General features: G+C 36.8%; 12 protein-coding genes. 11 read left to right on the top strand and 1 reads right to left on the bottom strand.

Annotated features, from left to right (window positions below; translation table 11 throughout):
• The first annotated feature begins 365 nt into the window (after positions 1–365).
• From JIV24_RS06250 to JIV24_RS06220, 7 genes are all read left to right on the top strand, one after another.
• On the top strand, positions 366–1,397 hold the full coding sequence (locus tag JIV24_RS06250) for a LacI family DNA-binding transcriptional regulator (protein WP_200464164.1): 1,032 nt from the start codon (positions 366–368) through the stop codon (positions 1,395–1,397).
• 791 nt (positions 1,398–2,188) lie between these two features.
• On the top strand, positions 2,189–3,544 hold the full coding sequence (locus tag JIV24_RS06245) for an MFS transporter (protein ID WP_200464163.1): 1,356 nt from the start codon (positions 2,189–2,191) through the stop codon (positions 3,542–3,544).
• A 12-nt stretch (positions 3,545–3,556) separates the two neighbouring features.
• The gene (pgmB, locus tag JIV24_RS06240) at positions 3,557–4,210 is read left to right on the top strand and encodes a beta-phosphoglucomutase (protein ID WP_200464162.1); all 654 of its coding nucleotides are present in this window, start codon (positions 3,557–3,559) and stop codon (positions 4,208–4,210) included.
• Positions 4,211–4,271: 61 nt separating this feature from the next.
• Entirely contained in the window at positions 4,272–6,584 is a 2,313-nt protein-coding gene (locus tag JIV24_RS06235) for a family 65 glycosyl hydrolase domain-containing protein (protein ID WP_200464161.1), read from the top strand.
• Positions 6,585–6,820: 236 nt separating this feature from the next.
• Positions 6,821–8,644 (top strand): alpha-amylase family glycosyl hydrolase, encoded by a 1,824-nt coding sequence (locus JIV24_RS06230; protein WP_200464160.1) that lies wholly within the window; start codon positions 6,821–6,823, stop codon positions 8,642–8,644.
• Between the two features lie 175 nt (positions 8,645–8,819).
• Positions 8,820–9,044: a hypothetical protein gene (locus tag JIV24_RS06225; protein WP_200464159.1), complete on the top strand. Its 225-nt coding sequence runs from the start codon at positions 8,820–8,822 to the stop codon at positions 9,042–9,044.
• Between the two features lie 224 nt (positions 9,045–9,268).
• Entirely contained in the window at positions 9,269–9,682 is a 414-nt protein-coding gene (locus JIV24_RS06220) for a hypothetical protein (RefSeq protein WP_200464158.1), read from the top strand.
• Here JIV24_RS06220 and JIV24_RS06215 read toward each other — a convergent pair.
• On the bottom strand, positions 9,623–10,405 hold the full coding sequence (locus JIV24_RS06215; protein WP_200464157.1) for a head GIN domain-containing protein: 783 nt from the start codon (positions 10,403–10,405) through the stop codon (positions 9,623–9,625). The two genes, JIV24_RS06220 and JIV24_RS06215, sit on opposite strands and share 60 nt — an antisense overlap.
• A gap of 141 nt (positions 10,406–10,546) precedes the next feature.
• On the opposite strand from JIV24_RS06215, the gene JIV24_RS06210 reads away from it, so the two are divergent.
• The 4 genes from JIV24_RS06210 (at position 10,547) to JIV24_RS06195 (ending at position 12,754) form a co-directional block, all read left to right on the top strand.
• The gene (locus tag JIV24_RS06210) at positions 10,547–11,170 is read left to right on the top strand and encodes a DUF4294 domain-containing protein (protein WP_234445727.1); all 624 of its coding nucleotides are present in this window, start codon (positions 10,547–10,549) and stop codon (positions 11,168–11,170) included.
• A gap of 68 nt (positions 11,171–11,238) precedes the next feature.
• Complete coding sequence (gene recR / locus JIV24_RS06205) at positions 11,239–11,859, top strand: recombination mediator RecR (protein WP_200464155.1); 621 nt, start codon at positions 11,239–11,241, stop codon at positions 11,857–11,859.
• 1 nt (position 11,860) lies between these two features.
• Complete coding sequence (locus JIV24_RS06200) at positions 11,861–12,313, top strand: hypothetical protein (protein WP_200464154.1); 453 nt, start codon at positions 11,861–11,863, stop codon at positions 12,311–12,313.
• Positions 12,314–12,322: 9 nt separating this feature from the next.
• The gene (locus JIV24_RS06195) at positions 12,323–12,754 is read left to right on the top strand and encodes a BT0820 family HAD-type phosphatase (RefSeq protein ID WP_200464153.1); all 432 of its coding nucleotides are present in this window, start codon (positions 12,323–12,325) and stop codon (positions 12,752–12,754) included.
• Positions 12,755–12,762: the final 8 nt, after the last annotated feature.

The raw sequence follows: 12,762 nt of genomic DNA, 5'->3' as shown, positions 1-12,762 counted from the left end.
CAATTGCATTTCATTAATTAAACATCCGTTATCCGTTTTAAAGGATTTTTTAATTGTGGATTAATTGAGAAGTGACTCTGTTAATACCTTTAAAACTATGCTTAATTCACCACTAAGAATGCTACAAACATATGCAAATTATCATGAAGTATAAACATTTATTAACACTCAAATACATTCTTTTGCAGAAAAATTACCGCAAACGTTTGCGGTGTCGTTTGCGGTGTCGTTTGCAATAAAAACACCTGTTATAAAACATGTTTTAAAATTTTACACTTTTTGTTGTTTTTTAATTTTCACCTTCAGTTAATGTGATTTTATTATCTTTAGTTTTTATCAGCAAAGAATGAATCCATAATTGAAGTATGAAGTCACAACCTATCACAATAAAAGATATAGCCAGAATACTTGGCATTTCCCCATCAACTGTTTCTCGTGCCCTAAAAGATCACCCTGATATCAGCCCTAAAACCAAACAGTTAGTCCAAACATTTGCCGAGAAAGTTAATTACAGGCCCAATGCCTTAGCATTAAGTTTGCGAAGCAGTAAAACCAATACGATAGGCATAGTCATACCAGAAATTGTACACCATTTTTTCTCATCAGTAATTAGTGGTATTGAAGATGTCGCTTACGGCCGTGGCTACAATGCTATCATATGCCAAACCAACGAAAACTACCAGCGCGAAGTCATTGACCTGCAAGCATTAGTTGACAACAGAGTAGATGGCATTTTAGTATCAATGAGCAAAAACACCCATGAATTTACACACTTTGAAAACTTGCGTGAGAATGGCGTTCCAGTGGTATTTTTTGACCGGATTTGTGAACAGATTAGCTCTGATCGTGTAATTGCAGATGACTTCGAAGGTGCCCGCATTGCCACAAAGCACCTAATCGGTAAAGGTTGTAAGAAAATAATGCACCTGGCAGCCCCGCAACATTTATTAATAGGAAAAAACCGCAAAGAAGGCTTTACCAGTGCCTTAAAGGAGCATAAACTCGTAAGTGATGATCGCTATATTATTAAATGTGACACGCGCGAAGCTGTGTTTGCCAAGGCTGATGACATTATTCGTTTGGCACCGGAAATAGATGGCATATTTGCGGTTAACGACAGCACTGCTATAGCAGCTATGCAGGTACTACAACGCAATGGTTATTCAATTCCGAAAGACATCGCAGTAGCAGGTTTTGGAGATGGGCCAAATGCCAACATTGCCTATCCACCACTTACTACGGTTGAGCAAAAAGGATACGATATTGGTCAGGCTGCCATGCGCTTATTAATTGGCCATATTGAAGGCACGGTTGAAGATGAAGAATTCGAAACAAAGATATTTACTCCTGAACTGGTTGAACGCACATCGTCGCAATTGGGACATAACGTACGATAACGGCTAACACTTCGTAAAGCCTTAACTGCTAATATATCGCATTTCAATAATTATCAAAATCATAATATCAAGCCATTATCCGCAATAGATAATGGCTTTTTAATGTAAAACGTCTTATCGCTTTAAGCGAGTTACCATGATGATATCAAGCAGTTATTAAACACATAGTAATCTCATATTTAAGTCATACTAAACTCATATTAAATTCGAATTGAATCGAATTTAATATAGCTTTAATGTTAACTTACTAAGTATTAAATGTGTGTTTATACCAACAAAGGTATTAGCCTGGTTACAATCTATTATTTGGCTGTCTCTAATGAACCTCACATTTTTTTCAATGAAGTAGAATAGCATACTATTTAATGCTTAAAGGCTATTCAGGAAGTTTAAGGCTGATTTGAATAGTGTTATTGCAACAATCTGCTTTCAAACTGAAACGCACCGCAAACGTTTGCAGAAATATTACAACAATATTTTCCACTTTTTCTTCTGTGCATTAAAAGTATTTCCGCAAACGTTTGCAATAGGTAAATACAATGATTCCAATCAAGATACAACCAATCACCGCAACGACTTTCGCTGGCCGTTTTGTAATTTTTCCCTTAAGTTTGTTGTGGATTTAATTGAAAAGAGACTTACCTGTTAATACCTTTTATACTGCTTGTAGATTCTTTACAAGAGAATAGGTGTGATTTACCACTATTAAGTTTTGTTACCAGCATAAGCCGGTCTGCTATTCTTGAATAGTTGCCGCTTATTAGGTATTTTACAAAGAAAACATCGTAGTTATGAAACAATTACCAAAGTTATCATTTTGGCAAATTTGGAATTTAAGCTTCGGCTTTTTAGGAGTACAGTTTGGCTTTGCATTGCAAAATGCCAATGCCAGTCGTATTTTAACAAGCCTGGGAGCTGACCCGCATAATTTGTCATTCTTTTGGTTAGTTGCTCCAATAATGGGGCTTATTGTACAACCGGTTGTTGGTGCTGCCAGTGATAAAACCTGGACACGCATCGGGCGTCGTTCTCCTTATATATTAGGAGGAGCTATTGTTTCGATGATTGCCATGTTTTTTATGCCTAATGCGCCTTTAATAATGAAAGCAGGTGGTGCTGGTGTATTGTTTTTTGGTGTGGCTATGCTCGCCCTAATGGATGGTTCTTTTAATGTCACCTTCCAGCCTTTTAGGGCACTGGTTGCAGATATGACACCCGAAGAACAGCGTAACCTTGGCTATTCTGTTCAAAGCTTCTTAATTAATGCAGGAGCTGTTATTGGTTCTGCTTTGCCTTTTATTTTGGCAATGGGTGGAATCGAAAACAACCCGGAAGCAGGTCAAGTAGCACCATCGGTTATTTGGTCGTTTTATATTGGCGGCGCACTACTTTTGCTTAGTGTTTTAGTCACTGTAATTAAAACAAAAGAATACCCACCTAAAGAATTTGAGGCTTATAAAAACATTACACAAGAAGATAAAGAGAAGAAAGAAGGCTTTTTCACTTTATTAATGAATATGCCTAAAACAATGAAACAATTGGCAGTCGTTCAGTTGTTCTCATGGTTTCCATTTTTCTTATTGTGGGTGTATGCCACTACAGCCATTTCGCAGCATTATTATGGTGTAGCTGTTGATTTTAATGCAGAAACAGCTAGCGATGCTGAACGAGCTATTTTTAATAATGCAGGCGACTGGGTTAACTTGTGCTTTGCCATTTATAGTTTAACAGCCGCCTTGTTCTCAATCGTACTACCAAAGCTTATTAGCCTTACCAATAGAAAAACCATTTATGCCTTTTCTTTATTAGCTGGTGGCCTTGGTTTACTGTCCATGTATTTATTCGATGACAAAAACATGCTTGTCGTTTCAATGATAGGTATCGGAATTGCCTGGGCCGGTATTTTGGCCATGCCTTATATGATCTTGTCAGGAGCAATTCCAGCAAAGCGTATAGGAATTTACATGGGACTATTCAACCTTACTGTTGTAATACCTCAGATATTAAGTGGCGTATTTGGTGGCCCAATATTAAAAAACGTATTCAACGGCAATGGTATTTACATAATGGTACTGGCTGGTTCATTAATGCTTATCGGCTCTATAACCGTATTGTTTGTTAATACAAAAACTCAGGAACAGTCTTAATTACTTTTACTTATGGGACAAATTAAAGCTTGCTTATTTGATTTAGATGGAGTTATTGTTGATACTGCCAAGTATCATTATATAGCCTGGAGGGAACTGGCCGCAGAGCTTGGCTTTGAGTTTACCGAAGAAGATAATGAACGTTTGAAAGGTGTTAGCCGCATGACTTCACTAAACATCCTTCTTGAGATTGGAGGCGTGACATTAAGTGATGAAGATAAGCTAAAACTCGCAGAAAAGAAGAATGAAAACTATCGTACATTCATTTTGAAAATGCAACCAGATGAAATACTGGATGGTGCAGAAGCATTCTTAAAAGAGTTAAAGGCCAAAGGAATTAGAATTGCTTTGGGTTCAGCTAGTAAAAATGCCATGACGATCTTAGATCGTTTGCAATTAACACATCTTTTCGAAGCCATTATTGATGGCACTAAAGTATCAGAAGCAAAACCTGATCCTGAGGTATTCTTAAAAGGCGCAGAAGCTTTAAATGTTAAACCGGATGAGTGTGTTGTATTTGAAGATGCCGAAGCGGGCGTTGAAGCTGCCTTGGCAGGTAATATGAAGTGCATAGGCATTGGATCGCCTGATGTACTTGGCAAAGCAAATATGGTTATTGATGGCTTACACCAGATGAGCTTTGAGAAATTAATGGAACTAAACTAGTATTTACGTTTTTGATGAGAAGTGGCTTCTGCCATTAACTGAGAATCTTAAACCAATTACAATGAAGGAGTATTTAAAACACGATGAGTGGTGCATCATAGAAGAGGGCTTCAACCCTGATAACCATCAGTCTTCCGAGAGTATTTTTAGCCTCGGAAACGGTAAGATGGGACAACGAGCCAATTTTGAAGAAACCTATTCCGGACCATCTTTACAAGGCAGCTATGTAGCTGGAATCTATTACCCTGATAAAACACGTGTTGGCTGGTGGAAAAATGGTTATCCAGAGTATTTTGCCAAAGTATTAAACAGTCCAAACTGGATTGGAATTGACGTACAGGTTGATGGTCATTACCTTGACTTATACACCTGTAAAACTGAAAACTTCAAGCGTACCCTTAACATGAAAGAAGGGTATTTGCTTCGTGAGTTCACAGCGACCATGGACGACGGCAAAAAAGTGGAAATTTCAGCCAAGCGCTTTGTAAGCATGGCCGACACCGAAAATGGAGCTATCCGCTATTCGGTAACGCCGCTTAATTTCGATGGCAAGATAGCCTTTACTGCCTACCTGGATGGAGATGTTGAGAATGAAGACTCTAACTATGACGAGAAGTTCTGGAACATCATTGAGATGGAAGCACACAATGGCGAAGCGTATTTAGTAACAGAAACAAAAAAGCTAGGTTTTAGGGCCGCCTTTGGAATGAAAATAGCTGCCAGTATCGGCGATTCTAAGCTTAATATTTCTCCGGAGGTATTAAAAAAGGAAAGTTGGGTAGCTAATCGCATTGAAAGAACAGTAAAAGAAGGCGAATGCTTCACAATTGATAAAATTGCCGGTGTATGTAGTTCGCATAATTACTCAAAAGATGAATTACTTTCGGCGACTAAGAAAGTGACTGCCGCTGGTTTCAATAAAGGGTTTGATGCCTTATTGCTTGAACACATTAAAATGTGGGCCGATAAATGGGTACTAAGCGACATCCGTATTAAAGGTGATGTTGCAGCACAACAAGGTATACGCTTTAACATCTTCCACCTCAATCAGACTTACACGGGCGAAGACGAACGTTTAAATGTAGGACCCAAAGGATTTACCGGCGAAAAATATGGCGGCTCAACATATTGGGATACAGAAGCATATTGCGTTCCTTTCTACATTGCCACGGCACCTTCTGAAGTAACACGTAACCTTCTGGTCTATCGCTATAAGCACTTGGAAAATGCCATTAAAAATGCTGAAAAGCTAGGATTTAAAAACGGTGCTGCTCTTTACCCTATGGTCACCATGAATGGTGAAGAGTGTCACAATGAGTGGGAAATAACATTTGAAGAGATTCACCGTAATGGCGCTATTGCTTTCGCTATTCATAATTATATACGCCATACCAACGACGAGGCTTACCTGGCTGAATATGGATTGGAGGTATTGATGGGCATTTCTCGATTCTGGAGTCAGCGCGTTACCTTCTCCGAAGAACGACAGAAGTACGTGATGCTTGGTGTTACCGGACCAAACGAATACGAAAACAACATCAACAATAACTGGTATACAAATAAAATGGCGGTTTGGTGTTTGAAATACACCATTGAAGCATTGGCTAAAGTAAAAGCCATGAATGAAACTCGTTATAATGAGATAATAGCCAAAACTTCTTTCAACTACCATGAAGAAATACCAAGGTGGGAAGATATTATTGGCAATATGCATTTCCCGTTCAACGAAAAACTGAATGTATTTATGCAACAAGATGGCTTTATGGACAAAGAGCAAATTCTTGTTAAAGACTTAAACCCTGCCGAACGTCCAATTAACCAGTACTGGTCGTGGGATCGTATATTACGCAGCTGTTACATTAAGCAGGCTGATACTTTACAGGGCATCTATGTTTTTGAAGAGGAATATGACCTTGAAACCATCAAGCGAAACTTCGAATTCTACGAGCCTCGTACCGTTCATGAATCATCGCTATCACCTTGTGTACACTCTGTATTAGCGGCAAAAATAGGCGATTACGACAAAGCCTATGAGATGTATTTACGCACATCGCGCCTTGACATTGACGATTACAACCACGAAGCGCACGAAGGTTTGCACATCACAAGTATGGCCGGTACGTGGATGGCAATCGTTGAAGGATTTGGTGGCAAGCGTGTTCATGACGGACAGCTCTTTCTAAACCCTATTATTCCACAACAATGGCAAGAGTATTCGTTCCGTATTTCTTTTATGGGCAATGATTTGGAGGTTGTTGTCAATAATAAAGAGATAAGTATCATCTCTCATGCTCAGAATGATATAACGTTAAATGTATTTGAGCAAGAAGTTAAAGTATCACCGGGTCAATCAACAAGCATTGATGCGAAATAAAAACAACATCTTAATAAACTGAAGAAAGGAGCTTAAGGGCTCCTTTTTTTATGTTGAATAACTTGTATCTGCAAGCAGCCCTCAATTTTCTCCATATTCTGCTTTTACAAATTTGAAGGTTTCTTATCTTCCTCTTTAGGTTTAACGCAATAACCAATCACCAACTTGCATTAGTAGTTTACTTTCTTTATTTTGTAAATAAGCTACTTAGACCTATCTTACAAATTATCGGGATTATGAAAAGTCGTACCATCGTATTGCTTAAACTGTTCGTTTTTACAAGTGTCATTAGCATTGCTAATGAATTAAAAATTACGCCTGAAAATTGGTGGACTCACATGGAAAATAATAACATTGTTATTATTGTTGAAAATACGCCCATTGGTCTTAAAAAAATATCAGTCAACGACTCAAGCCTTCATATCATACAGCATTACCCAGCCGCTAATAAACAATTCCATATTATTGAGGCAGAAGTTTCAAAAAATGCAAGGCCTCAACTTGTTTATTTCACCTTCGAGTTTGAGCATCTTCCTCCAATTAAGAAACCCTTCAGAATTGAAGAACGAAAAGAACGCTTTTCAAAAACAAACCTTAGTGCTGGAGATGTTATTTATCAAGTGATTCCCGATCGTTTTTGTAATGGAAGCAGCGAAAATGATAACATAGAGGTATACTTTGAAAAAAAGGATCGTTTAAATCCCACCGGCATCCATGGAGGTGATATTGATGGCATTATCTCGCAATTAGATTATATATCACAACTTGGCTGTACTACGCTGGAGCTTATGCCAATATTAGAAAGTAATTTAATGATGAATTCCTATAAGCGCCTTGCTCCAACTAATTTTTATACGGTAGATAAACGTCTTGGCGAAATTAACACTTATAAAACACTTATAAATAGCTGCCAGGAGTTAAACCTTAAGTTCATCCAAACTTTTACACTTCATCAACTCGGCAATAAGCATCCTTACTTCCAAAACATGATTGACACCGAGTTTTTCAATAGTATTATTTATGACTTCAACAGCCCTGAACCTCATCCAAATATATTAGCTGATCCATACATTCCGGAGTCTATTAAGAGTCAAATTAGAAAACATTGGAGTCATAGTAATTTCCCAACTCTAAATCAAGAAAATCCATTGGTAAGACAATTACTGATACAGCACTTGATCTGGTGGACAGAAACAACCGGATTACAGTATATTAAAATTGAACAAGCACACAATAATACACCTCTATTTATTGATGAGTTATACAAGGCATTATCAAAAGAATATAACGATTTAACTATTGTTGCTGATAATCATGCAAGCAACTCAAGTGGCAGAGAGCAAACTTTAGATAAAGATATTCCTACAATACGTGTTAATTATCAATATCCGGCCATACTTCAGGATGCTTTCTCACCGTATGAAGATAAAGGAAGCGGCATAAATAAATTGTATCAATACCACTTAAATTTGACTAGTAGTCAAATGAATTCCAACATTATCATGCTGGATAACCATATTCTTAACCGAGCCTACACAAATGCTGATAATGACAACAAGCAATTGCAAATGATGATGGCACACTTGTTTACTTCGCCCGGCATCCCCTCTCTATATTACGGTACAGAATTGAAGATGAATGGCATTAAACGAAAAGGCTTGAGTAACCTGGCTCAGGACTTTACCGGCGGATGGCATGACGATGAGCGAAATGGTTTTACCGGCAGAGGTATGAATGACAGTCAGAAACAATTTCATCGCTTGATTAAGCTTTTACTAAACTGGAGAAAAGACCATTCTGAATTATTATCAGGCGAATTTATTCACTTTTATCCTCAAAATGAGGTGTATGCCTATGCACGCATTATGAATGATGAAGTGCTTATGGTTATAATTAACAACTCAAATAATGAATCATATCACTTAATAGAAGACGAGTACTCATCCGTTATTAAGGGCTTTAATTCATGTACTGAGATAATAAGCAATGCTACCTATCTAAAATTCAAAGACGTTGTGGTGAAACAAAAGTCTATTGCACTACTTTACATGCAACGATAGGTTAGACTACTGAAATCGAACTACATATAATATTAGCTTAACAAGTATTATAAGTTTTTTTAATTCTTTAAATACTGATGAGCCTTTTGGCATATCCAATGAGCCTTTTGGAGCAAAACATCATACCAAAGACGTATAGTTTTGTAATGTGATTAACCATTAAAAATCAAGACAGATGACAAGAAAACTGAAACACCCCTCGACTAAAAAGTATCATGAAGATCAGTTGGTTTTTATTCTTATGTCGTATCGCTTTAGGATCAATAGAATTGAGAAAATTATTGCCAGTCCTATTTTTGAGGCTCCTACACAAATAAGAAAGATTAAAGTTGAACTCGCTGAAATATTAAGGCAACTTAAACAACTTGGTTGGTATGTTCCCAACCTGCATAAACAATAGCATCTCCTTTTTTTTTAATTACTCTACGCTCCCTGTAAGCTCTCGTGGCTAATGGGGAGTTTTGTTTTCAAAGTATAGTTCATCATAATTCCATTGATGACAAAAGCAAGGTTTCTCCTTTATCGTTATTAAACCTTAACAAGTATTAATTTATTCTATATCAACATATTAATTGAAACTTTTCTACTGCATGTTCGTTAGGATTTTGCTAAGCAACCAAATATATGAAGGCAAAGTATAAGTTCTATCCAGATGATAAGCTATTGGCAGAGGCGTTTTATGGCCAATTATCACTTCAAGACTTGCAAAGAATAGTTCAACAGCAAGCTCTTAATCAGAATTTTAACAGTTTAATTCGCACTTATTCTGACATTAGAAGTGCCGAAATAGTTGTTAGCCTTAATAAACTTACGAACTACATCAATGAGCTAAAGTCTATTATGTCGAAAAAGCCATTTAGGTGGGCTATTGTTTCCAACAAACCCAATACCACTGCTTTATCAATGCTTATTAAAAATGATGAATTCTTTGATAAAAAAGTACAAATTTACAGTACACCTGGTTCAGCTCTTCGTTTCTTAGGTGTCAATATCACACCCCAAAACATTCTTAGTGCCGATTTTAATATTATTGAATAAACAATTACGGTTATTTACCGAACCACTTTCACTAATTGACTGCTGAACTTCCGGCTGCCCCTTGTAGTTTATTTCTCCAGAACCAATTATATGGGCATCAAGTGTTTTATTGACAGTTACATTAAACTCTCCACTACCATCAACAGAAGATGTACAAACCTCACTAATAACATTATAAGTATCAACAACCCCACTGCCTTCTATAGTTACATCATACAAGTCAACAGCAGACATTTCGCCGGTTGCCTGAATTTTACCACTACCTTCTAAATTAACAATCAGAGAATTAGCAAGCAATGAATTAAAAGCAATATCACCCGAACCAATAACTTCTAATTTCATTTCATTTTGATTGGCAAATTCATTAATTCTCACATGACCTGAACCAAGCATAACAGCTCCTTCAATTTCAGGAATTATTATATCAACCTGTAAGGCTAAATTTGTGACACAATCGGCCTCAAAATCGATACTCCAAACCTCATCTTTCACTTTGGTCCGTAATAAGTCAATAATATTAGCCTGTCCCGTAACCATTACTTTCTGCGTTTCTCCATATTGGATATTTACCTGCATGTCACCATAGGCCACAATACTGCTAAAATCATCCACCACAATTGTTTCTGTTATATTATCCCCTATTCCCTTGACACAATTTGTATCACAAGCAGAAAACAACACGATGCTAATCAACAGTACACCAAGACTTTCAACAACTCTCATACTTTCTTATTAAAATTTACAGTTTCTCCTACTATCAATTATTCGGCCAAAGATTAGCATTTCAATCGTATTAGAATAATAAATACTGGCAATCGCAAGATTAATTTGCTCAACAAGGGCATTCCGTTATATTTTTGTCATATGCAAAAGGTTAAATTATTGACTAAACATATTTTAAAAATAATGAGTCTTGGGCTAATTATTTCCTTCCAAGTACAGACGACAGAAGGGCAAGAGTTAGCAGACTCCATTAACCTCGTTTTGCAGCATCGGATTGTTGAAAATGATACTATTCCACATGTTAATCTTAAAGAAATACCAATCATTCCACCATATAAATTCAAAAATAAGCGACACAAACGACGCTATGGCAAGTTAGTCCGAAACATTAAAAAAGTTTTACCTTTTGCAAGAAGTGCCGGCGAAAGAATAAACGATATTAATGCACATTTAGCAACGCTTAGTTCTGAAAAAGAAAAGAAAGACTACCTAAACGAAGCTGAAGAAGAGCTCTTTAATGAGTTCGAAAGACCTTTGCGCAAGCTCACTTTTTCGCAAGGTCGATTATTGATAAAGTTGATAAATCGTGAAACTGGTGACACTACATATGAGTTAATAAAACAATATAAAGGAGGTGTTTCAGCTTTTTTTTGGCAAGGCATTGCCCGTTTGTTTGGTTCTAATTTAAAGTCGGAATACCATAAAGATGGTGATGACCAAATGATAGAACACATAATACTATTGATTGACAATGGTATTATTTAATGCTGCTCATAAACCCAATGTAGTTTACAATCTTTACTATCTTTAGCCACAAACTGAATAAGACGTTAATGACCACATCATCATATCCATCTAAATTACTCGAAAGTGCAGTTAATGAATTTGCTAAGTTACCAGGCATTGGAAAAAAAACGGCACTACGCCTAGTGCTACATTTATTAAGACAGGAAAAAGAAATGGCATTTAAGTTCGCTGACACAATACACCATATGCGTCAGGAAATTATGTACTGTAAAAGCTGCCACAATATATCTGATAGCGAAACTTGCCACATTTGTGCTGATGCCAATCGCGATAATACTCTTATTTGCGTTGTTGAAAGCATTCGTGACGTAATGGCCATTGAAAGCACACAGCAATTCACTGGTATTTATCATGTACTTGGCGGTGTTATTTCACCAATGGATGGAATTGGTCCTGATGATTTAACCATTGGACCTTTATTAGAGAAAATAAAATCGGGTGATGTTAAAGAAGTCATTTTCGCACTTAGCACCACTATGGAAGGTGATACAACTAATTTTTATCTGTATAAGAAATTTGAAAAATACAATGTAGCTACCACCACTATAGCCCGAGGAGTTTCTATTGGTGATGAATTAGAATACACAGATGAAGTAACCCTTGGACGCTCCTTAATTAACCGCTTACCATTTGAAAAAACTTTATAATATGACCTCAAAAAAGGCACTCAAACAAATCAAGCTGATATATTTCGTTGTAACATCACTTTTGGCGGTGTTCGCCATACTTTCATTTGCATTCGTATCCTTAAATGGCGCTGTTTATGTTTTGGAAGCAACAGATGAAAACAACCTAAAGTCACTCATTATCATATTAGCATTAACAGGCATACCTGCTTCTTATATGTTTCATTCACGAAAAATAAAACAGATTAACAAGGAGTTGACTACCAATCAAAAATTGATTCAATACCGCATGAGTTTCTTCATCAAGATTGTTACACTTGAGGGGATTTCACTATTAAGCCTTTTGAGTTATTTAATAATTGGCAGTATCAATCAATTATTAATATTTGGCTTGGTTTATATTGTTCTTGCCCTAAACTACCCTAGGAAAAGTAACATATTTGATGAATTAGAAATAACAGAACCTGAACTTTAAGCGATAACAATGATAATAGCAGTTGACTTTGACGGAACAATCGTTGACCATAAATATCCCCGAATTGGTAAGGAAAAAACTTTTGCCTTTGAAACTTTAAAATCGCTTCAGGACAAAGGACATCTACTGATACTTTGGACCATTAGAACAGGAAAAGAATTAGATGAAGCAGTTGAGTATTGTCGTAAAAACGGCATCGTATTTTATGCTGTTAATCGCACTCATCCCGAAGAAGAAACAAGTGATAACATTAGCAGGAAAGTAAATGCCGATGTTTTTATCGATGACCGCAATGTGGGTGGCTTTATGGGCTGGGGTGAAATTTGGCAATGGATTAATAAAGACGCTTCAAGTTCAGAAAAGGACAACTATCACAAACAATACCAGAAGGCCAAAAGGCAAACTTTGTGCGGATTTTTACAAGCTTTGTTTTGCAGGTAAATGAACAT

The sequence above is a fragment of the Carboxylicivirga marina genome, assembly GCF_016612505.1.
Lineage (GTDB): Bacteria > Bacteroidota > Bacteroidia > Bacteroidales > Marinilabiliaceae > Carboxylicivirga > Carboxylicivirga marina.
This window is presented reverse-complemented; position numbering and strand designations above follow the sequence as displayed.